The organism is Bradyrhizobium sp. 186 (assembly GCF_023101685.1).
Lineage (GTDB): Bacteria > Pseudomonadota > Alphaproteobacteria > Rhizobiales > Xanthobacteraceae > Bradyrhizobium.
In genome coordinates, this window is the sequence record NZ_CP082164.1 from 6,289,662 (window position 1) to 6,314,599 (window position 24,938).

Genomic DNA, 24,938 nt, shown 5'->3' on the forward strand with positions numbered 1-24,938 from the left:
AATCAAAACGGGGAGCGCAACTGCGATCCCCGTCCAGGCCTCGATCGACGAGCGGTTACCAGTAGCGGCGATGCCAGCGCCGGCGGCGCCAGCCCCAATGACGGTGGCGCCAGCCCCAGTGACGGCGATGCCAATGACCGCGGCCGCGCCAGTGCACCTGCTCGGGCTTCAGCTGCGCGGCTTCCTCGCTGGTGGTGACTGCGGGATGCACATCTGCATCCGGCAGCGGCATCCCGGCCGGACCGCCGATGGTCTGCGGTGACAGCGGCACGGCTTGTGCGGCGGTTGCGAAGGCGGCGGCGCCCGCCGTCACACCCAGTGCGAGTTTCAAAAAGTTCCGGCGCTCCATGACATTTTTCCTCTGGGATCATCGTGCCAGTGATGCAGAGCGAAGTGTCGGAGCCACGACATGAACTGCGGCTGAACGTTCAGGTTCATTGCAATCGTGACAGGGAGGGCCAGTAGCCCGGATGGAGCGAAGCGCAATCCGGGGTCTAGCATTTCGTGCAAAGGTCCCGGATTACGCTGCGCTCCATCCGGGCTACGATCGCATCTACTTCGCAAATTCCTGTGCCAGCACCAGCGTCTCGCGCGTGCGCGTCACCTCGGGCCAGTCGCGATTGAAATCCGCCACGAGCTGCTTCAGCGCATCGCCCTTCAGCATGGCCTCGAGCTTGGCCACGTCATCGAACCGGTACATCGCCTGATGCAGCGAGGGATCATCCAGGCTCCAGAACCGCCACGCCTTGCTGACGCCAAATGCCTTCACCGCGTCGGGCACATGTTCGGTCTCGTACCATTCGTCGAAGGCGGCGCGCTTGCCGGCATCGGTGACGGTGGCGCGGACGACGAAGAAGGCGGCGGGCATCGGGTTTCCTCCTGTTGTTTGGCGGCAGCATAGCCGGTTATAGATGCGGCAACAAAAAGCCCGCGCGACGGAACATTGGAATCGCGCGAGCCTGCGGTGAAAAAAGCTCTCATCGATGTCGGAACGCGCGCCGTTCGCTCGTCCTTGGATTGAACAGCACACGGAGACGCCGCATGCCCGACCTCACCCTCACCACGTTCGATTGGGTTCCCGAAATGCCGCGCGGCTTTGTGCGCGATCTTCGTGTGCGCTGGGCCCTGGAAGAGGCCACCTTGCCCTATCGCGTTGCGAGCGTGCCATTCGGCGATCGCAGCGCCGCGCATTTCGCGCACCAACCGTTCGGCCAGGTGCCGTGGCTGACCGAAGGCGACATCTCGATCTTCGAGAGCGGCGCGATCCTGCTCCATTTGGGCGAACGCAGCGCGGCGCTGATGCCCGCCGATCCGAGCGGCCGCAGCGAGGCGATCAAGTGGGTGTTCGCCGCGCTCAATTCGGTGGAGATGGCGAGCCTGCCCTGGTCCATGTTCAAATTCATCGGCGACGCCGGCGGCACGCCGGGAGCGAAGTTTCTCGACGAGTTCCTCCAGATTCGCCTCAAGTACCTCGAGCCGGTGCTGGCCGGCCGCGAATGGCTGGTGGGGTCGTTCTCCGTCGCCGACATCCTGATGTCGGATGTGCTGCGTCCCGTCGATCGCTTCGACGGGCTGGCGGCACATCCGGCCTGCCGCGACTATGTCGCGCGCGCCACGGCCCGCCCGGCCTTCGTCAAGGCCCACGCAGACCAGATGGTGCATTTCGCTGCGGCAGACGCGGCACGCGCCGGAGCGTGACGAGCCGCACATAATTAACCCGGTGTTAGCCCGAACTTCCCCTTGAGTAGCGACGTAAGCATTTGAGCTGGCGTGTAATTCCAGCGGGCGTGACGGCGCGTCTGCCTACATTATGGGGCGATAGGAATGCCGAGCCGATTGAAGACGTCTTGTTGTAGTGGGGTTGGACTTGTGAGCATAGCGGCCGGGGCGTCCTGACCGATGCGAACGATGTTGCGTGTGAGCGTGGCGAGATCCTGCAACAGCGTTCGAAAGCTGTGCACGGGCCGGCCATCGTGGGTGTGCTTGCGATTAGCCTTGGTTCTGGCCGCGGCCGAGACTCTGGCCTTGGCGACGGGCGAGACGCGCGCGGCGTCGGCGGCCTCGCGGTCGTGATCGTCGAACAGGATCGGGGCCAGCGCGCGGCGCATGTGCCAGACGATGTAATAAGCGAGCATGCAGAGGAAGACGTGGGCGCGCACGCGGCCAGCGAGGCGATGGTGGATCGGGCGCACCTCCAGTTCGACGGTCTTGATGGTGCGGAAGGCGCGTTCGACCTGGGCCAGGCTCTTGTAGGCACGCACCGTGGCGGCGGTGTCGAGGTTCTCGGCCGGCACGTTGGTCCGTAGCACATAGAAGCCGTCGAGCGACGCTTCGTTGGCGATGGCATCCTCGATCCGACTGAAGTCGAACGAAGTGTCGGTGATGGCGAGGTGGAAGTGCTTGGCCATCTTACGCTTGCCCAGCACGGCGCCGACCTTCAGACCGATCTCATCCTCGCCGCGCAAGGGGTTGCGCTGACGCTGCACGGCGGCCTTGACGCGGGCGAGATCCTTCTCGGTCGCCGCCAGCAACTCGCCGCGCTTGCGCCGACGCTCGTCGGCCAGATCCGGGTTGCGGCACACGATCAGGCGCTCGCCGGGGAAGTCGGGGGACGTGATCTCGGCCATATCGCGATCGTCGAACAGCGACAATTGCAGCGGGCCGCCGTCCTCGGCGAGCTTGCGGATCGCCGGCGCCCGCAGAGCGGTGATCCAATCGAGCCCGGCCGGCATCAGATCGGCTTCGATACGGGCGCTGGTGATCATGCCGCGATCGCCGACCAGTACCACACGCGACAGCTTGAAGCGGGCCTTCAGTTTGTCGACTTGCGCGGCCAGCGTGCTCGGGTCGGCGGTGTTACCTTCGAACACCTCCACCGCCACCGGGCAGCCGTCGGCGGCGCACAGCAAGCCGAACACGATCTGCAGCTTGTCGGAACGACCGTCGCGGCTGTAACCATGCCGCGCCAATTCGCAATGTCGCCCCTCCAGATAGCTGGAGGTGAGATCGTAGAGCACCAGCGAGCCGTCATGCAGATGGCGCTTGGCGAGCGTCGCCTCGATCCCCGGTTGGGCCGTGCCGAGCAGGTCGAGCGCTTCGTAAAGCTCGTCCTCGTCGACGGCGCTGAGATCGAGCAGTTCGCCCAGCGAATGCGCCGCCGTCGCCTCGCTGAGCTGGCGCGCCGTGGCCAGCTTGGCGGCCGGTTCGATCACCCGTGCCACGATCAAGGCCAAAGCCAGCCTGGCCAACCGTCTGGGCTTGTCCGGGACAAGGCGATGCAGTCCGAGCTGGCGCGCCATGCCGAGCACCGCGGCCACGTGGCCGTGCGGCAGCGAGCGCTCGATCCGCAGTTGCTCGGCCGGCGAGACCAGCTCCTCGCCTTTCAGGACGCGGCGCAGCGCATCGATCTTCTCATCCGGCCAATGCGACAGGTTGGCCAGCGTGCGCGACTTGATCTTGTCGCCCTCGCGATAGCTCTCGCGCAACAGGATCGCGGGCGGTGAGTTGCGGTTGGGAATGCGGGCGACGAACATGCCGGAATCGAATCACGGAAACCTGCCATTCGCAAGCCAAAAATCATCATTTACATGCCTACAAAATCAGCCCGATCCAAACTTCTCAAATCCTCTCAACGCTCTAACAAAAATCCCGAGGGGAAGTTCGGGTTAGCCATACGATCACCGCGGCCGGAACGAAGCAATTTGCCCCCAAATTATTCCGACGGAAGGTGACACATGGCCCGCATCGAATATCTCAAAGACCAAGTCGCCCGCGCCGAGCGGCTGGCGAAGGCGATCCTCGACCAGCAAACCGCGCAACGACTTCAAGCCTTCGCAGCCGAATGCCGCGCGGAGTTGCAGGTGCTGCCGCTCAGGACCGCGGCGTGAGACGTAGCGGCACTCGCCGAGCGCCGCGTCACACCAGCTTCATCGGCGCATCGGCAACCACGCGAAGGTCGATCCTGCTGATCAACGCCGAACGGCGCGCCTCCGCAACACTGATGGCGTCGTCCGTCTGCCGCAACGTGCTGACATTCGATCCGAGCGAAACAATTCCGCCAAGCACCAGGGCGATTGATCCGAGCGCGGCGGTCTGACCTGTCCCCAACAAGCCGAGGATTGTGATCAGCAGCAGCGTGCCTCCGCCGCCGATGGCGATCTTGGAGGCCAAAATAAACTTCCGGCACCGTTCGGCGACCGCGGCCAACGCCTCGATCCGCGCTTCGATGTCTGAAATCTCGTCGGTCGTGTCGTCTTCGGTCATTGGAGATCAAACGTGCCCGGCGCGACAGGTTCTAGCTCTAGCCAGTAGCCCGCATGAGCGAAGCGACATGCGGGGTTTTTGGCGAAACCCGGATGTCGCTGCGCTCATCCGGGCTACAAGGCCTCACAACGGCAAATTGTCGTGCTTCTTCGCCGGCGTTTCCACCTTCTTGTCCTTCAGCATCGACAGCGCCCGCGCGATCCGCTTCCGGGTCGAGTGCGGCATGATGACGTCGTCGATGTAGCCGCGCTCCGCCGCGATGAAGGGGGACAGGAAGCGGTCCTCGTATTCCTTGGTGCGGGCGGCGATCTTGTCGGGGTCGCCGATGTCGGCGCGGAAGATGATCTCGACCGCGCCCTTGGCGCCCATCACAGCGATCTGCGCGGTCGGCCAGGCGTAGTTCATGTCGGCGCCGATTTCCTTGGAGGCCATGACGTCGAAGGCGCCGCCATAGGCCTTGCGGGTGATGATCGTCACCAGCGGCACCGTGCACTGCGAGTAGGCGAACAGCAGCTTTGCGCCGTGCTTGATCAGGCCGCCATATTCCTGCGCGGTGCCCGGCAGGAAGCCCGGCACGTCGACGAAAGTGACGATCGGGATGTTGAAGGCATCACAAAAGCGAACAAAGCGCGCGGCTTTGCGCGAGGCGTCGCTGTCGAGCACGCCGGCCAGCACCATCGGCTGGTTGGCGACGAAGCCGACGGTGCGGCCGGCGATGCGGCCAAAGCCGGTGACGATGTTCTTGGCAAAAGCGTCCGCGATCTCGAAGAAGTCGCCCTCGTCCACGACCTTGAGGATCAATTCCTTCATGTCGTAGGGCTTGTTCGGATTGTCGGGGATCAGCGTGTCCAAGGACATATCGACGCGGCCGATGTCGTCGAAACTCGGCCATTCCGGCACGCCGTCGGTGTTGTTGGACGGTAGGAAGTCAATCAGGCGCCGCATCTGCAACAGCGTCTCGACGTCATTCTCGAAGGCGCCGTCGGCGATCGAGGAGCGCGTGGCGTGCACGGAGGCGCCGCCCAGCTCTTCGGCAGTGACCACCTCGTTGGTGACGGTCTTCACCACGTCGGGGCCGGTGACGAACATGTAGCTGGTGTTCTTCACCATGAAGATGAAGTCGGTCATCGCCGGCGAATAGACGTCGCCGCCGGCGCAGGGGCCCATGATCACGGAGATCTGCGGAATCACGCCGGAGGCGAGCACGTTGCGGCGGAACACGTAGGAATAGCCGGCAAGCGCCGCGACGCCTTCCTGGATGCGCGCGCCGCCCGCGTCATAGAGGCCGATGATGGGCGCCCTCGCCTTCATCGCCATGTCCTGGAGCTTTGTAATCTTCAGCGCGTGGGTCTCGGACAGCGAGCCGCCGAACACGGTGAAATCCTTGGCGAACACAAACGTCTTGCGGCCGTTGACGGTGCCCCAGCCGGTGACGACGCCGTCGCCGGGCACCTTGTTCTTCTCCATGCCGAACTCGGTGGAGCGGTGCTCGACGAACATGTCGAATTCCTCGAACGATCCCTTGTCGAGCAAGAGCTCGATACGCTCGCGCGCGGTCAGCTTGCCGCGGGCGTGCTGCGCTTCGATGCGCTTCTCCCCGCCGCCGAGCTTTGCGCCGGCGCGACGTTCTTCAAGGGCGTCCAGAATGTGTTTCATTTGCTCCCGCCAGTTCTTAAGTGATGCGGGGTTCTAACACGGCATTTTGCGGGCCGGGAAGCGGCTTTCGGCCTCGCAGGGCTGCCCTGCCGGTGCGGAAACCGTGAGGGATTGCAAAGCTTTGCGGGGAGAGGCGACCATGGACGATAAAGCGGCCGGGACCGGCACGGTGACCGGCGGGGTCAAGATCCTGCTGCGGCTGGAAGGCCTGACCCTGTTCGTGGGCATGGTGATGCTCTATGCGGCCTGGGATGGCTCCTGGCTCGTCTTCGCCCTGCTCTTCTTCGTCCCCGATCTGAGTTTCCTCGCCTACCTCTCGGACGCACGGTTCGGCGCGATGGTCTACAACGCCGCCCACAGCTACATGGCGCCGGTGGCGCTGCTAACGCTCGGCTTCGGCTTTGCCTCGCCTCTCACCCTCTCCATCGCCTTGATCTGGCTCGCCCATATCGGCATCGACCGGGCGCTCGGCTACGGCCTGAAATATTCGGCCGGCTTCGGCTTCACCCATCTCGGGCGGATCGGGCGGCAGAAGGACGCCTGAGCCCGCGCGCTTTGGCGGCGGACTGCCGCCATTTTGTCCCCCTCGCCGGTTGACCGCGCCAGCCGATTCAGGCTTGCTCCCCTTCACGATCAGGCGCCGAATGTTGCGTGAGCTCAGTCGGTACGGCGGCGGTCCACCACGTCTGGCTGCAAGCATCACATATGTCCGCCACGATCGTCCCCCTGCCGCCGAACTCATCGTCCGAGACCATCGCCTTCCTGCGCCGGATGGCCAGCATGGTGTCGGGTCGCAACGGCGAGATGCTGCTGCGTGCCGCCGCCCTGATCGAGTCGCTGTCTCAACGGGCGATGACGGCCGAGCGGCTCTATCACCAGCAGCAGGAAGAGAACAAGCGTCACGTGGAGCTGCGCGAAGCCGCCGAGCTCGCCTCCGATGCCATGGTCAGCCAGATCGAAACGCTGCGGGCCCAGCTCGCGGACGTGATCGCGGCCGCCGCCGCCGAGCGCGCGGCCTTCGATGCCGAGCGCGGCAAGCTGCTCGGCCTGATGCAGGATGCGGAAAGCCATATCGGCAAGCTCACCACCGAGCTCGATACGCTGCGCGCCTCCGTCGACAACTTCAACGAAACCGTGATCTCCGTGCCGATCGAGGTGCTGCGGCTGGCGCGGGCGCAGTTCGACTATTTGTCGAACGGCTTTGCGGGGAGCGGCGACGTGATCTCGCAGACGATGAGCGAGATCGGCGGCTTTGCGATCGACCACGCGCTGACGGCCAAGAAGTCGGCCGGCCCCGCCTGAGGCGCACGCGCGCCGAATTGACAGCGCGAGGGGCCGTTGTTCTACTCAACAAAATCATTGGGGAGTATCACGATGGCCACCAATTGGCGCACCGTTGCGGCGCTCATCGCAGCCTGCGTTTCGAGCCCGCTCGTCTGCGGCACTGCCGTCGCGCAGGCGTTGCCCAAGGAAGCTGCCACCCGGGTCGAGATCTACCCGATCCCGTCGCTCACCCTTTCCGACCAGCAATTTTTGAGTGGCGATGCGGCCGCCGGCAAGCCGGTGACGGTTGCGGGCGAATTCCGCGTCGCGCAAGGGTCCGGCAAGCTGCCCGTCGTGGTGCTGATGCACGGCTCGAGCGGCGTCGGCGCCACCACCGAAGCCTGGGTGCACGAATTCAACGCATGGGCATCTCGACCTTCGTGATCGACGGCTTTACCGGCCGCGGGCTGACGGTGGTGGGGCCGAACCAGGCCCTGCTCGGCCGGCTCAACCTGATCTTGGACATCTATCGTTCACTGGAGCTTCTTGCGAAGCATCCCCGCGTCGATCCCGATCGCATCGTGCTGATGGGCTTTTCGCGCTGCGGCCAGGCGGCGCTCTATGCGAGCCTCGACCGCTTCCACAAGCTCTGGAACAAGTCCGGCGCCCAGTTCGCCGCCTACATCCCGTTCTATCCGGATTGCTCGACGACCTATCAGAGCGATACGGACGTTGCGGCGCGTCCGATCCGCATCTTCCACGGCGCGCCCGACGACTACAATCCCGTGAAGAGTTGCAAGGCTTTCGTCGAGCGGCTCAAGACGGCCGGGCGCGACGTGGCGCTGACTGAATATCCCGATAGCGCGCACGGTTTTGACAGCGGCCTGCTCGGCGTCAACACAGTTGCCGTCTCAACCGGCGCCCAGACCGCGCGCAACTGCCATCTGCGCGAAGGCGACGGCGGCGTGTTGATGAACGCCGATACGCAAGCGCCGTTCTCCTACAAGGACGCCTGCATCGAGCTCAATCCGCATGTCGGCGGCAATCCAAAGACTGCCGCCGAGTCCCGCAAGGCCGTGGTGGATTTTTTGCAGGCGCTGTTCAAGCTGGGGTAGACGGCAAAAATCGCACATGACGTGGGAACTTGGGTGCGCTGAAGTTTCCGCAGCGTCATGGCCGGGCATAGCCGTCCGAGGATGGCGTCGCTTCCGCTCGCCTACGTCCCCGCCATCCACGCCTCGCCCCGCGGCACAAAGAACGTGGATGCCCGGGACAAGCCCGGCCATGACGACCCTTTGCGGCTGTTCAAATGCAATCGACGTCGGCTGGAGGGGCTAGGGCTCACCGGGCTTGAACGGCTCCTGCTTGTCCGGCGGCACCGTCTCCTCGGCCATGGCAAGCAGCATGGCGACCATCACGTAATTGCCGGCAACTGCGGTGAGGTCAACGATCTGCTGGTCGTTGAACACCGTCTTCGCACGCGCATAGGTCTCGTCGGAGACCTTCTTCGTCGTGGTGAGCTCGGTGACGAAATCGTAGACGATAGCCTCGTCGTCGGCCATGTTCGACGGTCGCTTGTTTGCCTTGAGCTCCGCGATGATGTCCGCCGACAGGCCCGCCTTCGCCGCCAGCGGGGCGTGCGCGAACCATTCCACCTGCGAGCGCCACTGCCGCCCGATCACGAGGATTGCAAATTCGTTGAGCTTGACCGGCACCGAAGTCTGCCAGCGCAGATAATAGAACAGGTCGAACAGGCGCTGGCCGAGCACGGGGCTGCGGATCATCGGATTGTAGGGCCCGCCGATGCCGACGCTCGAGACCTTCATGATCTGCTCGCCGAGCGGCTTCTGCTTGTCGTCGAGCTGGTCCATGGTGAGTTGTGGGAACCGCGGTTCCTTGCTCGTGGCGGGATCGGCCAACAATGTCGCTGCAAGCCAGCCACCCGCCGCAGCCAATGCCAGTGACGAGGCCAATAGGGCAGAATTCATCGTTTCCTCCTGCTTCTCGTTGTTTGGAAGGCCAAAGCTAGAGCTTTTCCGTTCCGATTGAATCGGAACGGGGCCTTAGATTCTTGTTTTGACGCGTTTTCTTCACGCGAACCAGCGTCCACTTCGCTGGAAAACGCTCTACCCGCACGCAGCCAAGCCAGACGTCACGGAACCCTAAGAACCCCTTTGCGGGTCGCGCGTTGGAGCGACGATCGATCCTCAAGATGGAGGTCTGCAATGTCCAGATCCGATATCGCACGGGCAGGCCTGCTCGTAGCAGTGCTGTGCCTTCCCTGCGGCGCAGCCGAGGCCGCTGCATCTCCGTTTGCCGCCATGGCCGGGACCTGGTCGGGCAGCGGCACGCTGAGCACGACAGACGGCGGACAGGAGCGGCTGCGCTGTCGCGCGGCCTACGATGTCGCACCCAACGGCGCCGAGCTTCGCCTCAACCTGAGATGCGCCAGCGAGAGCTATAATTTCGATCTCGCAGGCAACGTCGAATACCGCGGCGGAGCCATCACCGGCTCCTGGAGCGAAGCCACCCGCAACGCCTCCGGCACGATCTCAGGACGTGCGGCCGGCGATCAGATCGATGCGGCAGCGCGCGGCGAGAACTTCTCGGCCAATTTGTCACTGACGACACGCGGCAGCCGGCAGAACGTCTCAATCCGTCCGCAGGGCACCAACATCACGGGCGTCTCGCTGACGCTCGATCGACGCTAAAGCGCGATGAGATGAGGATGAATCATCGTCGCGCTTGAGCGCCATGTCGGCGCGTGATCTCTCCGGAAAGCCGCTGCACGGTTTTCCGGATCATAGGTCAGATCGCCCCGATGTCGGCAAGACAGGCCTGCGTCAGCGGCATGCGCTCGCCGACGAGACGCTGCTCCCCGCAATCCATGTTGAGCGCGAACACCGTGTGCGCGCTGCCCTTCTCGGCCCAGCCGACCATCCAGCCCAGCGACGGCGCGCCGCGCTCGGCGCGGAGCAAACCGGACTTGGCGCGGATGATGCTATCGCCAACCTTGGTCACCGGCAGGATGTCGCAGACGAAATCCTGGCTGCGTTGGGAGATCGGCAGCGCGCGACGGCGCAGCCGGTCGACGAAATCGATCTGCTCGACGGGATCGATGCGCAAGTTTCCGGTCAACCAGAACTGGTCGATGCCGCCGCCGATGTCGCGATTGCCATAGTCGAACAGATCGACGTATATCTGCATGCGTACCTCGCCGATGCGACGTGCGATCTCCTGATAGACCGGCACCGCGCTGACCGCGATCGCGCTGCGCAGCGTGTGATCCTTGTTCCAGGCCTCGATCGAACGGTTCACGCCGTCCCAGGGAAACACGTCCTTGTCGGGATCGGCGACTACGCCGGTCTCCAGCGCAATCAGCGAGTTCGGGATCTTGAAGGTCGATGCCGGCAGCTTGCCCTCGCCCGACCGCTCCCGGTCGCTCGCGACGATCAGATAGTCCTCGACCTTGTAGCCGACGAAAGTGCCGGCCGTACCCAGATCAGTGAAGCGCTTTGCCAGACTATCGCGGATTTCGTTGCGCGGCGGCGCGACGTTGGCGAATGCGCGCGACGGCAAGATGGCGGCTGCGGCAAGTAGGCCGAGAGTGGAGCGGCGGGTAAACAAGGACGGCATCCATCGAGCGTTGAGAGACGCCGCGACCATGCAGCCGCTATCGTGGTGAAACGATGACAACGATCAGCGCGCCCGGCCCGACAGCCGCAGCACGAACACCAGCACTTCGGCGACAGCCTTGTAGAGGTCGGGCGGGATCTCCTCGCCAATCTCGACCTTGGAGAGCGCGCCGGCCAAAACTTCGTTCTCCTCGATCGGGATGTCGTGAGCCTTGGCGATCTCGACGATTTTTGCGCCGATCGTGCCCTTGCCCTTGGCGACGACCACCGGCGCGTTGCTGCCCTTCTCGTAATGCAGCGCGATTGCGAGCTTGGAGAGATCGCTCATGTGGCGCGATCCAGGAAGTGCCCGGCGCGGGCCGGTGCCGGCTGCGGCGGCGTGCCGTCGCGCACCACGATGTCGCCGGGCTTGAGCTCGGCTTTGATCATCGCCCGGCTGAGCTCGCCAATACCGGCGCGCAATTGCTGCGCGGTGGTCGGCCGCTCCGCCCACATCCGCACAAAGGTCTTGTCACCATTCAGGGTGATCAATGCATGCACAGGTCCCGCCGGCTCGACATTGAGCGAGAAGCGCGCGCGCCAGGCGCGCTTGGCGGGATCAGCAGATTCGCCACCGCCGTCACGCGAGATCTCGAACTGCGCCATCGCGGTGCCCCGCGGCGTCAAAAACGGAATCTCGAAATTCCACTGCGGCACGGTCGGGTCGATGCGGTGCCCGCTGGCATCGACGCGATCGGGGAGCGAGGCGACCTGGAGCAAGGTCTGCCGCGCGATCGCAGCATCGGTGTCGTCAAGCAGGCAGTGCACGGTCACGGCAAGCGGCGTATCCGGCGCGAGCGACGGCGAGGCGATGGATTGCGGCGACGGCAGCGCGCGGCGGAACGGCGGCGGCGTGGTCGCGCGTGCGGCCGCCTCGAAGGCGTGGCCATCAGGCACGGCCTTGTTGGCGCCAGGCACGTTGCCCGTCATGCGCGGCAGGTTCTGCGTGACTTCTTGCAGCAGGCTCGTGGCGAGACCAGCGGCCATGATGCGCGGTATCGTCAGCTGCGGCGCGTCGGCAACCATGTCGGCAAGCACGGCGGTCGCGATATTGGCGTTGCGCGGCATTTGCGGTGGTTGGGCCATCTCCGCGTCGGGTGATGGCAGCGCCGCCTGCGCAGCCTCGCCCGCAGCGTCAGCGAGCGAGCTTGCTGCCTGCGGCGTGGCGACGGAGTTCGTTGGAAGCGTGGCTCCCTGCGCCGGGGGCTGCGGCGCACCGGTTTCGACCGCGGCCAGCGTCTGGCGCAGCACCAGCAGCGCCGCCTTCAGATCCGGCACGGCGCCAGAGGACGGCGACGCGACTGCAGCGAGCGACGCCTCGAGAAAGAGCCCTGACTTTTGGAAGGCGGATTCAATGTCGGCGCCGTCGAGCTGACTGTTGAGCGGCGTCTGCTGCGCCAGCACGTCCAGCATCGCTCGCTTCAGTCCAGCCGGCAGGTTGCTGCCGCTCACAACCGAAGCAAGATCGGCAAATAGCGGCGCCTGGCTGCCCTGCTTCGTCACGGCCTCGGCCGAGGCCACGGTCACTGCGACCTGCTCGGACGGCGTCAGGAGATTGCGGGCCGTGGTCGCGGACGGGGCAAGCGGCGGGCTGTCCCCCAGCGACGCCGCAGTCGGCGTCAGCGTGACCTGATCCGCGACCGCCTCGCCCGCCCCGTTGACGATGGCGAGCCGGACATTGCCGTCGTTCTGCGACACCGCCAGCTGGAGATTCTGTCCGGGCGATAGCGCCACCTCGGACATCACGTCGAGAGAGAGGTTGGCGATCGCGATCCGCACCAGATTGTCCGCGAGCACGCTGACGACCTTGGCGTCGACGACGCTGCCGGCTTGCAGGACAAGTTCGGGCGTCACCGCATCGGCTACGGAGCCGGTGGCACTGACGGGAGCGATGGAACTGATCGGCGTCGGCATCTCAGGGGCCCAGAAGCACGGGCCACCCTAACGCCCGCGTCGTAAACCTCTCGTTAAGGACCTTTGGCCGCGAGCGGCTTTACCGCTGCCAGAACCGTCACGGCGGCCTCGAAATCCCTCAGGCGCGCGGCACGGCGGGCGACCGCCTCCTCGTCCAAGCCCCATTTCTCGGCATTCCAATCCTCGTCGACATAGGCTGCGGCCCAGACCTGGTCGGCATCGCGCACCTCGTGGGCGAGTGCCAGCGCCAATAGCGCCGAGCCGGTCAGGGTCGTGACCACGTGGAGCGCAGCCACGGACCATGCATCCTGGGGCAGCGCGGCGCACGCAGCCTGGATCGCCTCGTCCGGCTGCTTCACATGCATGATGCCTTCGGACAGGATGAAGTGCGCCCCCAGCGTCTCGGCGGCCCAGAACAGCACGGGATCCCAATGCGCGGCCTCGCGGGCGACCAGCGCCTCCGGATGACCGGCGCGATAGAACAGCAGGTCAGTCTGGAGGTATTTCGCGAGATCGTCGCTGACGAGATCGACACGGTCGACGACGCCTTCGATCACGCTGTTGGCGATCCGCGTCAGCGGCATGGTCATAGGATTGATCGTTTCCGCCTGCGCCTCCCATTCCGCGGCGACCGCATCGGCCAGCTCGCGCGATGGAATCACCACCTGGCGGCCGGAGGGCGTGCGGATCGGCTTGCCATCGAGCGCGATGACGAAGCCGCCGTCGGCCTCTGCCGCGCCCGCCTCCTTGTAGAAGCGCTTGCGCTGCGGCGCACGCGCGGCCTGGCGGACCGCCTCCTGCGGATCGAGCGGGGACCGCCCCGCAGCCTCATCGAACAATTCGCGCATCTTGAGTTTTCGGTCTCCGCCGCTGAATACTAGGCTTGTAAGATAAAACCGGCGGCCGATAAAGCGAGCGGCAGGCATGAGAGAACTTGCGGGCATTGTGGCCCTGTTCGCCGGGTTTTGGCTGGCCGCGGCACAAGCCGGCTTCCGCACCCCGGAATCGGCCGTGCGGAACCTCTATGCCTATTACGGCCAGGGCGCGGATGTTTCTGGAGCAGTTTCGGAATTGAATGGGGTGTCACTCGCGACCACAATCACCGCCGTCATGCCCCGGCTTGACCGGGGCATCCAGTACGCCGCGGCCCCGCCGTGTCCATTACCGTCTCTGGAATACTGGATCGCCCGATCAAGTCGGGCGATGACGGCTGAGAAGGCGGTTTACTGGTTCGCGCAACTGCGCGAATAAGTGCCGCGGTCGGCGGGGCTGAGCCCTGCCCCGGCGGCATCATCGAGACACTTCGAGATACGGTCGCCAAACGCGGTGCGCGGGATCGGCTGGTAGTTGTAGCTCGGCGGCGCATCGAGCTGCGGGATTTTTGGCACTTCGATCTTCGGTGGCGGTGGCGGCGCTGGCGACGGCAGATTGAATTGCGAGGTGCCCGGCAACAGCGCTTGCGCCGAGGCGCCCTGCCCCACGAGCATCGCGACCAAAACCAGGAGGATGACCGAGAGCTGTCTCATGGAGGATATGTTGTGCTCCTTCGGCCCCCATTCAACTTAACTATTCTTCAGGCGCGTTCTCGATCGGATCAAATCTGGTTGCGTCCAGGCCGAGCAGGTTCCACGACTGCTGCATGTGCGGCGGCAACGGCGCGGTGGCGTCGATCACGCCGCCGCGCGGATGCGGAATCACGATGCGGCGCGCCAGCAGATGCAGCCGGTTTTGCAGGCCGCCCGGCAGTTGCCAATTCTCGATATTGAAATATTTGGGATCACCGACGATGGGATGGCCGATGTGTTCCATGTGCGCGCGGAGCTGGTGCGTACGGCCAGTGACCGGCTTCAAGGACACCCAGGTCAGCTTGTTGCCGGCGGTCTCGACCACCGCATAGTATGTCACCGCGTGGCTCGCGCCCTCATCGCCATGCTGGGCGATGCGCATGATGGTGTCGTCCTCGCTCTCCTCTTTTGCGAGGAAGGTCGAGATGCGGCCTTGCTTCGGCTTCGGCAGACCCGGCACAAGCGCCCAATAGGTTTTTCGCGCCGACCGCGAGCGGAAGGCGCCGGTCAGATGGCTCGCGGCAAAGCGTGTCTTGGCGATCAGCAGGCAGCCCGACGTCTCCCTGTCGATGCGGTGAACGAGGCGCGGCTTCTGGCCCTTGGCGTCACGCATCACCTCCAGCATCTGGTCGACGTGCCGCGTCATGCCCGAGCCGCCCTGCACGGCGAGGCCGACGGGCTTGTTCAGCACGAGGACGTCGTCGTCCTCATAGATCGTCATCTCCTTCAGGGCCTGAAGCGTCTTTTGCGCGGCTTCCGACAACGAGCCAACCGCCGCCTTCGGCGCATCCAGCTTCAACGGCGGAATGCGGACGCTCTGGCCCTCCTCCAGGCGATCCTTGCTGTCGACGCGCTTGCCGTCGACGCGCAGCTCGCCTTTGCGCACGACGCGCTGGATGTGGGAGAACGACAGCCCGGGAAAGCGCGCTTCGAGGAAGCGATCGACGCGCATATTGTTTTCGTCGGCCGTCACCTTGACGGTCTGCACCTTGGTCGGCAGCAGCGCCTCGACGGGTTTTGCTGGCGCGGGCCTTTCCACCACTGGCTTTGCCGGCGCAGGCTTGGGCGCGCGCCGTTCGGCGCGCTCAGAGGCAATCCGCGGCGGTTTCGCGCCTGGCTTGCCGCCCAGCCGCGGCCCGGCCTTCTTCGCGCTCCGCGCTTTGGACGGACGCGCGTCGTCGCGCTCGTCACGCGAACGGGGCTGTGGGTTCATTCTCTTGATGCGGCGGCTCATGGCTGCCTGCCTAGCTCAAAAGCGGCCTCGCGTCACGGCGAAATGGCGATTTAGCCTTAGCCACCCCGCTCCTTCCGCAGCTTTGCCCAGTAATCCAGCCGCTTCCGGATCTCGCGCTCGAAACCACGCTCGGGCGGATCGTAGAAGGTCTGGCGGCCCAGGGCTTCGGGAAAGTAGTCCTGGCCGGAGAAGGCGTCGGGAGCGTCGTGGTCATATTCGTAAGCTGCGCCGTAGCCTTCGGACTTCATCAGCTTGGTCGGAGAGTTGAGGATGTGTTTTGGCGGCAGGAGCGAGCCGGCCTGCTTGGCGGTCTCCATCGCCGCACCGAAAGCGGCGTAGACCGCGTTCGATTTCGGCGCGGTGGCGAGATAGACCACGGCCTGCGCGATGGCGAGCTCGCCCTCGGGATGACCAAGGAAGTCGAAGGCGTCCTTGGCGGCGTTTGCGATGACGAGCGCCTGCGGATCGGCAAGCCCGATGTCCTCGACCGCCATGCGCACGACGCGGCGGGCCAGGAACAACGGATCCTCGCCGGCATCGAGCATGCGCGCAAGGTAATAGAGCGCGGCATCGGGATCGGAGCCGCGCACCGACTTATGCAGCGCCGAGATCAGGTTGTAGTGGCCGTCGGCCGACTTGTCGTAGATCGGCGCGCGGCGCTGCAGGATCTCCTGCAACTGCGCAGCGTCGAAAATCTCGTCCTTGCGCGCGGCGCGCCAGACTTCCTCGGCCAGCGTCAGCGAGGCTCGCCCGTCACCGTCGGCCATGCGCACCAGCACCGCACGCGCCTCAGCATCGAGCGGCAGCTTTCGGCCCTCCACCGCCTCGGCATGCGCGAACAGCTTCTCGATCGCGGCCGTATCGAGCGAGCGGAACACCAGCACGCGGGCGCGCGACAAAAGCGCCGCGTTGAGTTCGAAGGACGGGTTTTCGGTGGTGGCGCCGATCATCACCACCGTGCCGTCTTCCATGACAGGCAGAAACGAATCCTGCTGGGCGCGATTGAAGCGATGGACCTCATCGACGAACAGCAGCGTGCCCTTGCCGATCTCGCGGCGGGCGCGCGCGGCGTCAAAGGCCTTCTTGAGATCGGCAACGCCGGAGAACACCGCGGAGATCTGCTCGAAATGCAGGTCGGTGGCATCCGCGAGCAGCCGCGCCACCGTGGTCTTGCCGGTACCGGGCGGGCCCCAGAAGATCAGCGAGCCCAGCGTGCGGGTCGCCAGCATGCGCGTCAGCGCACCGTCGGGCCCGAGGATATGGTCCTGGCCGACGACCTCCGACAGCGCACGCGGACGCAGGCGGTCCGGCAGCGGATGCGGAGCCTCGTGGTCGAGCCCCGCCGCAGCGAAGAGAGTTGGCGTCTCCTGTGGTCGCTTCGGACTCATCCGCCCAGCGTGACGTTGATCTGCTGGCCGCCACGCACCAGCGTGATGCGCCAGATCCGCTGGCGCTCAGCGGCCGCTTTCTCGATATCGCCGGTCTTGCCGATCTTCTGGTTGTTGATCGCCAGAATGATGTCGCCCTTCTGGAAGCCGACATTCGCGGCCGCGGTATCGCCGCCGAGATCTGTGATCACCACACCCTCGGTGTCGGCGTCGAGATGCAGCTCGTCGGCGACCGCCGGCGTGATGCTCGAGACCTTCGCGCCCTGGAACGGCGAGCGCGCGGTAATGACGAGCTCGTTGCGGCCGGTATCGGGCGCCGTCTCCAGCGCCACCGCCAGCTTGACCGGCTTGCCGCCGCGCTGCAGGTCGAGCTGCGCCGTGCCGCCGAGCGGACGCGTGGCGAAGCGATAGTCGAACGCATTGGGATCGTCCACGGTCTGTCCGTCGATGCCGGTGATGAGATCGGAGGATTTCAGCCCGGCCTTCGCCGCGGGGCCGCTCGCGACGACGCTTGCGACCAGAGCGCCGGTCGGCGAGCGCAGGCCAAGGCTTTCGGCGATCTCGGGCGTCACCGCCTGCAACTTTGCACCGAGCCACGGACGCTTCACCGCCTTGCCGCCGCTCTTGGCGGAGGCAACGACGACGCGCACCATGTTGGCGGGGATAGCGAAGCCGATGCCTTGCGAGCCCCCGGAGCGCGAATAGATCGCGGTGTTGATGCCGGCGAGCTTGCCGCTCATGTCGACCAGCGCACCGCCGGAATTGCCGGGATTGATCGGCGCATCGGTCTGGATGAAGAACTGATAGTCGGTGATGCCGACCTGCGTCCGCGCCAGCGCCGAGATGATGCCGTGGGTCACGGTCTGGCCGACGCCGAAGGGATTGCCGATCGCGAGCACGACGTCGCCGACCAGCAGCTCATCGGAATTGGTGAAGTCAAGCGTCGGGAATTTCTCCTTGGCGTCCTTCAGGCGCAGCACCGCGAGATCGGTGCGCGGATCCTTGAGCAGGATCTCGGCCTCGAATTCCCGCTTGTCCGACAGCGATACCTTGACCTGGTCGGCGCCCTCGATGACATGGACGTTGGTGACCACGAGACCCGAGGCATCGACGATGACGCCGGAGCCGAGCGAGCGCTGCATCTGCTCCGGCTGCTGGCCCGGCACGCCGAAGAAGCGGCGGAAGATCGGGTCATCGAGCAGCGGATTACGGTTCTGCACCACCTTGGCGGCATAGACGTTGACGACCGCCGGCTGCACCCGCTGGACGATCGGCGCATAGGACATGCGCAGTTCGGCCGGCGAGGACGGGACGCGGCGGTCCTGCGCAGCGGCCGGATCGAAATGGGCCGAAAAGGCTATGCACAATGCAGTGATGACGGCGGTACGGATCGATCGAAACATTCCTACCTCTCGGAAAAGACGCCGGAATATAGGCGCCTTCGCCCGTCAATAGAAGGGCCGCCGGGCCGCAATATTCGGCCTCCTTCCCGCCTGCCCGGGCATGCAAGCCCTGCGCGCAGCTTGGACATTTGCGCCAGCGTGCGGATTGGCATGACACCCGTCATCCTGCATTGTGTCTGCGGCGGATTCGGTTGCGGCGAATTTGCATCAGTGGGAACCACGCAACCGAAGCGCGCCGTCGCGGGGCAGTCATCGATCATTCTTAGGCTCTCCGTTTGCGACTTGGGGAAGTTGGTCCAACCAATGGAGTGATGACGTGAGCAGGACAAGAATTGCAGCGGCGGCGATTGGTCTCGCCGGCGCGCTGGCGGCCTCGCAGGCCCAGGCCCAATCGGCAAACAGCAGCGATCAGGAGATCGCACTCCTGAAACAGCAGTTGAAGCTGCTCGAGCAGAAGCTCGACAAGCTCCAAAGTCAGACCGCAGCGAATACGGCGGCCACGGCGAAGGCCAAGGTCGAAGCGAAGGCCGAGGCCAAAGCCGAGGCACGCTCGGAGGCGAAGGTCGTCGTGGCCAACGCCAATGCGGCGTTTCCGGTCAAGGGCACGGCGCCGACATCCGGCGTGATCGTGACGATGCCGAACAACCGGCCGACCATCTGCACCGCCGATGGGGCGAACTGCGTCGCGACCACCGGTCGCGTACACTGGGATGTCGGCGGCTATGACTATCGTCCCAACACGGCGGGCACCGTGCCGCAGAAGCTCGACAGCGGCGAGAACGTCCGTCGCGCGCGCATCGGCGTCACCGGCAAATTCTTCAACGACTGGAATTTTGCGCTGGTCTACGACTTCGGCGGCTCCTCCGACGGATTTGGCGGCGCGGCACCTGGATCGCTCCCGGGCGGCGGCTTGTCCGGCGTGGAGAACGCTTATCTGAGCTACACGGGGTTGAAGCCGTTCGGCGGCAAGATGGCCATCGAAGGCGGCATCATGGACCTGCCCTACACGCTCGATGAAGCCACGAGCTCCAACGACATCTTGTTCATGGAGCGCGCCACGGCGGGCGTCGTCGCGACCAGCATCGCCGCGGGTGACTTCCGCTCGGCCATCGGCACGCGCTGGTACAACGACGTGTTCTGGGCCGGCGCCTATGTGACCGGTCCGGCCACTGGTGCGATCCATTCAGCGTCGAGCGCGGCGCCGAACGGCGCCACCGAGCAGTATGGCGCCGTTGCCCGCGTTGCCGGCCAGGTCGTCAGCGGCAAGGATTACTCGCTGCATCTCGGCGGAAACGCAGAATGGCTGATTCAGCCGTCGCGCAACATGGTGACGGGTGCGCAGACGGTCACGCTCACCGACCGCCCGGAGTTGCGCATCGATCCGACGGCACTCGCTACGACCGGCGCGATCGCCAATGCCTCCGGCGCTCAGGTCTACAGCGTCGAAGCGGCCGCCACCTACGGACCGCTGATCCTGCAAGGCGAGTATTTCTGGTACAACATCGATCGCAGCGCCAATACCGGCCTGCCGCCGCTGGGTGCGCCGAGCCTCAAATTCCAGGGCGGCTATGCGCAGGCCGGCTACGTGTTGACAGGCGAGAGCCGCAGCTACAATGCGGCGAATGCGGCCTATAGCGGCGTCAAGCCGGCGCACCCGTTCTCGCTCGAAGGCGGCGGCTGGGGCGCGTGGGAGATCGCGGGGCGCTTTTCAACCATCGATCTCAATGATCAACTTGCGACCGCCACCGGCATCGCCGGCGGCCGGCAGACCGTCTACACGCTCGCGCTCAACTGGTACGTCAACGGCAACGTCCGCTTCATGCTCGACTACCTGCATGGCACGATCTCCAGGCAGGCCTCGCCGATCTCGACCGCCGATGTCGGCTCGAAGTTCGACGCCGTCGCGATGCGCACGCAGTTCGCGTTCTGACGCGATTGATTCCGGGAGCGGCACGGTCCGCTCCCGGATATTCACGCCGCGCGCTTCGGCTTCTTGACCGGCTCCGCCTCGGGCGCCGGCGCACAGGACAGCCGCTGCTGATGGCTCTCGCCCCAGGCCTTGAGAATATCGATCACCGGCCGCAGGCTCTCGCCGAGTTCGGATAGGCAATACTCCACCCGCGGCGGCACTTCCGCATAGACCTTGCGGATGATGAGCTTGTCCTCCTCCAGCGCACGAAGCTGCTTGGTCAGCATGCGCTGGGTGATGGCGGGCATCAGGCGACGCAATTCGCCGAAACGCTGGGTGCCGCTCTGGAGGTGGTAGAGGATCACGCCCTTCCACTTGCCGTCGATCAGATCCAGCGTCGCCTCGACCGAGCAGCCGGGACGACGGGCGAAGTTGCGCCGTTTCATGAGTGTTTTCCCAATAGTATCCAAACAGGGACTATATCCCCGAATTTACAGTACTTGCCAAATCGGGGCCAGGGCGACAGTTAGAACGACGGGCGAGCACGCCATCTGATGGAGAAGACAAGCCATGAAGGCCGTCGGCTACAAAAAGTCGCTTCCGATCGAGGATGCGGATTCACTGATCGATTTCGAGACCGCGAAGCCCGAGCCGAAGGCGCGCGACATCCGCGTCGCCGTGAAGGCGATCTCGGCCAATCCGGTCGACTACAAGGTGCGCAAGCGCGCCGCTCCGCCCGAAGGCGAGACCAAGATCCTCGGTTATGACGCCGCAGGCGTGGTCGATGCCGTCGGGCCCGACGTGACGCTGTTCAAGCCGGGCGACGAGGTGTTTTACGCCGGCTCAATCCTGCGCCAGGGCACCAACTCCGAATTCCATCTGGTCGACGAGCGCATCGCCGGCCGCAAGCCGAAGAGCCTGTCGTTCGCGCAGGCTGCGGCCCTTCCCCTCACCTCCATCACCGCGTGGGAGTTGCTGTTTGACCGGCTCGGTGCAGTGCCGGGCAAGAGCGTCGATCCGCGCACGCTGCTGATCACGGGCGGCGCCGGCGGCGTCGGCTCGATCCTGATCCAGCTTGCGCGCCGCCTCACCGGGCTGACGGTGCTGGCCACCGCGACGCGGCCGGAGTCGCAGAAATGGTGTCTCGATCTCGGCGCGCATGCGGTGATCGACCACGGCAAGCCGATGAAGGAGCAGATCGAGAAATTGAAGCTGCCGCCGGTCGCGTTGGTGGCGAGCCTGACCTTCACCGACCAGCACTACAAGGCGATCGCAGACTTCATGGCACCGCAGGGCAAGTTCGGCCTGATCGACGATCCCCCGGAATTCACCATGAGTGCGTTCAAGGGCAAGGCAATTTCGGTGCATTGGGAATCGATGTTCACTCGGTCTTCGTTCCAGACGCCGGACATGATCGCGCAGCACCATCTGCTGGGCGACGTCGCCGACCTCATCGACAAGGGCGTACTGCGCACCACGCTCGACCAGACCTTTGGCACGATCAACGCCGCGAACCTCAAGCGCGCGCATGCGCTGCTCGAGAGCGGCAAGTCGCGCGGCAAGATCGTGCTGGAGGGGTGGTAGCAACCACGCACTCGGTCATGCCCGGGCTTGTCCCGGGCATCCACGTGCATCCTCATGCGCGGTGGTCCGTGGATGGCCGGGACAAGCCCGGCCATGACGCACCTCTCTAAGGCGCCGCACCCTCGACGAACAACAGCCGCCGCTCCAGCGCCGTCTGCCGCAGCTTGAGTGCCTCCGCGTATTCCGGCGAGGCATACCATTCCCGCGCCCGCGCCATCGAGGGAAACTCCACGATGATGACGGTCTTCGGCGGCGGGCCGCCCTCCACCACCTCGGCGGCTCCGCCGCGCGCGAGGTAACGGCCGCCATATTGTGTGATGGTTTGCGAGGCAAGCGTGCGATAGGCCGCCATCGCTGCGGGATCGCGTGTCTCGACCTCGGAGATTACATAGGCCGGCATGCGCATGCTCACGCGATCGTATTGACGATACCGCCCTCGGCACGCAGCGCCGCACCGTTGGTCGCAGACGCTTCCTTTGACGCGACATAGACCACCATGTTGGCGATCTCGTCGACACTGGCAAAGCGTTGCAACAGCGAGCTCGGGCGATGCTGCTTGACGAAATTGGCAGCGGCCTCATCCACCGACTGGCCGTTCTGCTTCGCCAGATCCTTCACAAAAGTCTCGACGCCTTCGGACATGGTCGGGCCGGGCAGCACGGAATTGACGGTAACGCCGGTGCCGCGGGTGAGCTGCGCCAGCCCGCGCGCGACGGAGAGCTGCGCGGTCTTGGTCATGCCGTAATGGATCATCTCGACCGGAATGTTGAGACCGGATTCCGAGGAGATGAAGACGATGCGGCCCCAATTGCGCTTGAGCATGCCTTTCAGATAGGCGCGCGACAGCCGCACGCCGCTCATCACGTTGACCTCGAAAAACCGGCTCCAGTCCTCGTCCGGAATCTCGAAAAAGTCCTTTGGCTCGAAGATGCCGGCATTGTTGATGAGGATGTCGACCTCGGGCAGTGCTGCCAAAAGCGCCTTGCAGCCCGCCGCGGTCGAGACGTCAGCTGCGATGCCGCGCACCTTGCCGCTCGCACCTTGCAGCTTGCGCACGGCCGCATCGACCTTGTCCTGGCCGCGGCCGTTGATCACGACGCTCGCACCTGAGGCGGCAAGGCCTTTGGCGATGGCGTTGCCTATGCCGGCAGTCGAGCCGGTTACGAGGGCGGTCTTTCCGGAAAGGTCGATGTTCATGCGATATCTCCACCTGATGCTGGTGGAGATATCGGACGCGGCCGGTGCCATCGCAATCGGCGCTCACTGAGGCGTGACGAAGACAACAGCCCCACAGTCGTCCTGGCGAAAGCCAGGACGACACCTTGGATGTGGATGCAGCGACAGCCAACAAAAAAGCGGCGCCGAAGCGCCGCTTTCTCGAAACCTGATGCCGTTGGGCTTACGCCGCCTCGGCTTCCTTCGCCTGAACCGGACCGGAGTCCTGGCCCTTGGCGTCGACGTCGCGATCGACGAACTCGATCACGGCCATCGGGGCGTTGTCGCCGTAGCGGAAGCCGGCCTTGATGATGCGGGTGTAGCCGCCCTGGCGGTCCTTGTAACGGGTCGCCAGCGTGTCGAACAGCTTCCTGACCTGATCCTTGTCGCGCATCTCGGAGATCGCCTGGCGGCGCAAAGCGAGACCGCCCTTCTTGCCGAGCGTGACGAGCTTCTCGACGATCGGGCGCAGCTCCTTGGCCTTGGGCAGCGTGGTGACGATCTGCTCGTGCTTGATCAGCGAGGCCGCCATGTTGGCGAACATCGCCTTGCGATGCTCGGCCGTGCGGTTGAGCTTCCGATGAACCTTGCCGTGACGCATGTGTCTATTCCTTACGTAAAAAACTGCCGCGACGGTTCGTCGGACATGTTGCTCAGGTGGGCTGCCTGCGTTCGCCCAAGATGGCGAGTAGCGAATGGTGAATAGCGAGTAGTTTTCAATTCGCCATTCGCCACTCCCTATTCGCTTAGTAATGATCCTCGAAGCGCTTGGCGAGCTCGTCGATGTTCTCCGGCGGCCAGCCCGGCACTTCCATGCCGAGGTGCAGACCCATCTGGGCCAGCACTTCCTTGATCTCGTTCAGCGACTTGCGGCCGAAGTTCGGGGTACGGAGCATTTCCGCTTCCGACTTCTGCACGAGGTCGCCGATATAGACGATGTTGTCGTTCTTCAGACAGTTGGCCGAACGCACCGACAGCTCGAGCTCGTCCACCTTCTTGAGGAAGGCCGGGTTGAAGGCGAGGTCCGGGATGATCTCCTGGGCGACTTCCTTGCGCGGCTCTTCGAAGTTGACGAACACGTTGAGCTGGTCCTGAAGGATGCGCGCGGCATAGGCCACGGAATCATCCGGCGTCAGCGCGCCGTTGGTCTCGATCGTCATGGTCAGCTTGTCGTAGTCGAGGATCTGGCCCTCGCGGGTGTTCTCGACCTTGTAGGAGACCTTGCGGACCGGCGAGTACAGGCTGTCGACCGGGATCAGGCCGATCGGCGCGTCCTCGGGGCGGTTGCGCTCGGCGGGCACATAGCCCTTGCCGGTCGCGACCGTGAATTCCATGCGGATCTCGGCGCCCTCGTCCAGCGTGCAGATCTGCAAGTCCGGGTTAAGCACCACGACGTCGCCGACGGTCTGGATGTCGCCGGCGGTGACGGCGCCCGGGCCCTGCTTCTTCACGACCATGCGCTTGGGGCCTTCGCCCTGCATCCTGATCGCGATATCCTTGATGTTCAGCACGATGTCGGTGACGTCCTCGCGAACGCCCGCGATCGAGGAGAACTCGTGCAGCACGCCGTCGATGTGCACCGACTGCACGGCCGCACCCTGGAGCGAGGACAGCAGGATGCGGCGGAGCGCATTGCCGAGGGTCTGGCCGAAGCCGCGCTCGAGCGGCTCGGCAACGATGGTCGCAAAGCGGGTCGAATCGCTGCCGGGGGTTACCTGGAGCTTGTTCGGCCGAATCAGTTCTTGCCAATTTTTCTGGATCGTCACTGTTTCACCCATACAGGCCAGTCAAACTGCCATTGCAGATACTGGCGTTGGAGAAAGGCCGCAGGTCGCACCTGCGGCTTCTTAAAAAAGTCATCACGGACGAC

At 64.7% G+C, this 24,938-nt stretch carries 27 protein-coding genes and 1 pseudogene; 9 read left to right on the forward strand and 19 right to left on the reverse strand.

Features of this window, described 5'->3' with window-relative positions; translation table 11 throughout:
• Window positions 1-55: 55 nt before the first annotated feature.
• Together IVB18_RS30265 and IVB18_RS30270 are read right to left on the reverse strand one after the other, a co-directional pair.
• Window positions 56-349, reverse strand: a complete 294-nt coding sequence (locus IVB18_RS30265) for a twin-arginine translocation signal domain-containing protein (protein WP_247984029.1) — start codon at window positions 347-349, stop codon at window positions 56-58.
• Window positions 350-553: 204 nt separating this feature from the next.
• Window positions 554-868 (reverse strand): hypothetical protein, encoded by a 315-nt coding sequence (locus tag IVB18_RS30270; protein ID WP_247984030.1) that lies wholly within the window; start codon window positions 866-868, stop codon window positions 554-556.
• 173 nt (window positions 869-1,041) lie between these two features.
• Here IVB18_RS30270 and IVB18_RS30275 point away from each other — a divergent pair, with 173 nt between their 5' ends.
• Entirely contained in the window at window positions 1,042-1,698 is a 657-nt protein-coding gene (locus tag IVB18_RS30275; RefSeq protein ID WP_247984031.1) for a glutathione S-transferase family protein, read from the forward strand.
• A 110-nt stretch (window positions 1,699-1,808) separates the two neighbouring features.
• On the opposite strand, the gene IVB18_RS30280 is transcribed toward IVB18_RS30275, so the two are convergent.
• Window positions 1,809-3,533: an IS1634 family transposase gene (locus tag IVB18_RS30280; protein ID WP_247983724.1), complete on the reverse strand. Its 1,725-nt coding sequence runs from the start codon at window positions 3,531-3,533 to the stop codon at window positions 1,809-1,811.
• A gap of 201 nt (window positions 3,534-3,734) precedes the next feature.
• On the opposite strand from IVB18_RS30280, the gene IVB18_RS30285 reads away from it, so the two are divergent.
• The gene (locus tag IVB18_RS30285) at window positions 3,735-3,887 is read left to right on the forward strand and encodes a hypothetical protein (protein WP_247984032.1); all 153 of its coding nucleotides are present in this window, start codon (window positions 3,735-3,737) and stop codon (window positions 3,885-3,887) included.
• Between the two features lie 28 nt (window positions 3,888-3,915).
• Here the strand turns inward: IVB18_RS30285 and IVB18_RS30290 are convergent, their stop codons facing one another.
• The gene (locus tag IVB18_RS30290; protein ID WP_247984033.1) at window positions 3,916-4,263 is read right to left on the reverse strand and encodes a hypothetical protein; all 348 of its coding nucleotides are present in this window, start codon (window positions 4,261-4,263) and stop codon (window positions 3,916-3,918) included.
• A 123-nt stretch (window positions 4,264-4,386) separates the two neighbouring features.
• Window positions 4,387-5,919: an acyl-CoA carboxylase subunit beta gene (locus IVB18_RS30295; protein ID WP_247984034.1), complete on the reverse strand. Its 1,533-nt coding sequence runs from the start codon at window positions 5,917-5,919 to the stop codon at window positions 4,387-4,389.
• 139 nt (window positions 5,920-6,058) lie between these two features.
• Between IVB18_RS30295 and IVB18_RS30300 the strand changes: the two genes are divergently transcribed.
• The 3 genes and pseudogenes from IVB18_RS30300 (at window position 6,059) to IVB18_RS30310 (ending at window position 8,297) form a co-directional block, all read left to right on the forward strand.
• The gene (locus IVB18_RS30300; RefSeq protein WP_247984035.1) at window positions 6,059-6,463 is read left to right on the forward strand and encodes a DUF4260 domain-containing protein; all 405 of its coding nucleotides are present in this window, start codon (window positions 6,059-6,061) and stop codon (window positions 6,461-6,463) included.
• Window positions 6,464-6,624: 161 nt separating this feature from the next.
• Window positions 6,625-7,221, forward strand: a complete 597-nt coding sequence (locus IVB18_RS30305; RefSeq protein WP_247984036.1) for a hypothetical protein — start codon at window positions 6,625-6,627, stop codon at window positions 7,219-7,221.
• 72 nt (window positions 7,222-7,293) lie between these two features.
• Window positions 7,294-8,297, forward strand: a pseudogene (locus IVB18_RS30310) (dienelactone hydrolase family protein).
• Window positions 8,298-8,516: 219 nt separating this feature from the next.
• Here IVB18_RS30310 and IVB18_RS30315 read toward each other — a convergent pair.
• Window positions 8,517-9,170: a carboxymuconolactone decarboxylase family protein gene (locus IVB18_RS30315; RefSeq protein WP_247984037.1), complete on the reverse strand. Its 654-nt coding sequence runs from the start codon at window positions 9,168-9,170 to the stop codon at window positions 8,517-8,519.
• Between the two features lie 237 nt (window positions 9,171-9,407).
• Here IVB18_RS30315 and IVB18_RS30320 point away from each other — a divergent pair, with 237 nt between their 5' ends.
• Window positions 9,408-9,893: a hypothetical protein gene (locus IVB18_RS30320; protein ID WP_247984038.1), complete on the forward strand. Its 486-nt coding sequence runs from the start codon at window positions 9,408-9,410 to the stop codon at window positions 9,891-9,893.
• A 97-nt stretch (window positions 9,894-9,990) separates the two neighbouring features.
• On the opposite strand, the gene IVB18_RS30325 is transcribed toward IVB18_RS30320, so the two are convergent.
• The 4 genes from IVB18_RS30325 to IVB18_RS30340 all read right to left on the reverse strand — a co-directional run bounded on the left by IVB18_RS30325 (window position 9,991) and on the right by IVB18_RS30340 (window position 13,618).
• The gene (locus IVB18_RS30325; protein ID WP_247984039.1) at window positions 9,991-10,818 is read right to left on the reverse strand and encodes a penicillin-binding transpeptidase domain-containing protein; all 828 of its coding nucleotides are present in this window, start codon (window positions 10,816-10,818) and stop codon (window positions 9,991-9,993) included.
• Between the two features lie 63 nt (window positions 10,819-10,881).
• A complete protein-coding gene (locus tag IVB18_RS30330; protein WP_247984040.1) occupies window positions 10,882-11,145 on the reverse strand; it encodes an EscU/YscU/HrcU family type III secretion system export apparatus switch protein in 264 nt (87 codons plus the stop codon).
• A complete protein-coding gene (locus IVB18_RS30335; RefSeq protein WP_247984041.1) occupies window positions 11,142-12,770 on the reverse strand; it encodes a flagellar hook-length control protein FliK in 1,629 nt (542 codons plus the stop codon). Before IVB18_RS30335 ends, IVB18_RS30330 begins: the two co-directional genes overlap by 4 nt.
• Window positions 12,771-12,823: 53 nt before the next feature.
• Window positions 12,824-13,618 carry an ATP12 family protein gene (locus IVB18_RS30340; RefSeq protein WP_247984042.1) on the reverse strand — a complete coding sequence of 265 codons (795 nt, stop codon included), beginning with the start codon at window positions 13,616-13,618 and terminating at the stop codon, window positions 12,824-12,826.
• 76 nt (window positions 13,619-13,694) lie between these two features.
• Here IVB18_RS30340 and IVB18_RS30345 point away from each other — a divergent pair, with 76 nt between their 5' ends.
• Window positions 13,695-14,021, forward strand: coding sequence for a hypothetical protein (locus IVB18_RS30345; protein WP_247984043.1), 327 nt, complete (start codon window positions 13,695-13,697; stop codon window positions 14,019-14,021).
• On the opposite strand, the gene IVB18_RS30350 is transcribed toward IVB18_RS30345, so the two are convergent.
• The 4 genes from IVB18_RS30350 to IVB18_RS30365 are packed head-to-tail and all read right to left on the reverse strand — an operon-like array spanning window position 13,994 to window position 18,360.
• Complete coding sequence (locus tag IVB18_RS30350) at window positions 13,994-14,296, reverse strand: hypothetical protein (RefSeq protein WP_247984044.1); 303 nt, start codon at window positions 14,294-14,296, stop codon at window positions 13,994-13,996. The genes IVB18_RS30345 and IVB18_RS30350 overlap by 28 nt on opposite strands.
• Window positions 14,297-14,336: 40 nt before the next feature.
• Window positions 14,337-15,569: an RluA family pseudouridine synthase gene (locus IVB18_RS30355; protein WP_247984045.1), complete on the reverse strand. Its 1,233-nt coding sequence runs from the start codon at window positions 15,567-15,569 to the stop codon at window positions 14,337-14,339.
• Window positions 15,570-15,625: 56 nt separating this feature from the next.
• Complete coding sequence (locus IVB18_RS30360; protein ID WP_247984046.1) at window positions 15,626-16,957, reverse strand: replication-associated recombination protein A; 1,332 nt, start codon at window positions 16,955-16,957, stop codon at window positions 15,626-15,628.
• Window positions 16,954-18,360, reverse strand: a complete 1,407-nt coding sequence (locus IVB18_RS30365; protein ID WP_247984047.1) for a DegQ family serine endoprotease — start codon at window positions 18,358-18,360, stop codon at window positions 16,954-16,956. Before IVB18_RS30365 ends, IVB18_RS30360 begins: the two co-directional genes overlap by 4 nt.
• A gap of 316 nt (window positions 18,361-18,676) precedes the next feature.
• Between IVB18_RS30365 and IVB18_RS30370 the strand changes: the two genes are divergently transcribed.
• On the forward strand, window positions 18,677-20,290 hold the full coding sequence (locus tag IVB18_RS30370) for an OprO/OprP family phosphate-selective porin (protein WP_247984048.1): 1,614 nt from the start codon (window positions 18,677-18,679) through the stop codon (window positions 20,288-20,290).
• Between the two features lie 41 nt (window positions 20,291-20,331).
• Here IVB18_RS30370 and IVB18_RS30375 read toward each other — a convergent pair whose 3' ends face one another.
• Entirely contained in the window at window positions 20,332-20,715 is a 384-nt protein-coding gene (locus IVB18_RS30375) for a helix-turn-helix domain-containing protein (RefSeq protein ID WP_247984049.1), read from the reverse strand.
• Between the two features lie 124 nt (window positions 20,716-20,839).
• On the opposite strand from IVB18_RS30375, the gene IVB18_RS30380 reads away from it, so the two are divergent.
• Complete coding sequence (locus IVB18_RS30380) at window positions 20,840-21,853, forward strand: zinc-binding alcohol dehydrogenase family protein (protein ID WP_247984050.1); 1,014 nt, start codon at window positions 20,840-20,842, stop codon at window positions 21,851-21,853.
• Between the two features lie 106 nt (window positions 21,854-21,959).
• On the opposite strand, the gene IVB18_RS30385 is transcribed toward IVB18_RS30380, so the two are convergent.
• The 4 genes from IVB18_RS30385 to IVB18_RS30400 form a co-directional block, all read right to left on the reverse strand.
• Window positions 21,960-22,253: a DUF1330 domain-containing protein gene (locus tag IVB18_RS30385; protein ID WP_247984051.1), complete on the reverse strand. Its 294-nt coding sequence runs from the start codon at window positions 22,251-22,253 to the stop codon at window positions 21,960-21,962.
• Between the two features lie 8 nt (window positions 22,254-22,261).
• Entirely contained in the window at window positions 22,262-23,050 is a 789-nt protein-coding gene (locus IVB18_RS30390) for an SDR family oxidoreductase (RefSeq protein ID WP_247984052.1), read from the reverse strand.
• A gap of 202 nt (window positions 23,051-23,252) precedes the next feature.
• Entirely contained in the window at window positions 23,253-23,669 is a 417-nt protein-coding gene (rplQ, locus tag IVB18_RS30395) for a 50S ribosomal protein L17 (protein ID WP_247984053.1), read from the reverse strand.
• Between the two features lie 145 nt (window positions 23,670-23,814).
• On the reverse strand, window positions 23,815-24,846 hold the full coding sequence (locus IVB18_RS30400; RefSeq protein WP_247984054.1) for a DNA-directed RNA polymerase subunit alpha: 1,032 nt from the start codon (window positions 24,844-24,846) through the stop codon (window positions 23,815-23,817).
• Between the last annotated feature and the right edge of the window lie 92 nt (window positions 24,847-24,938).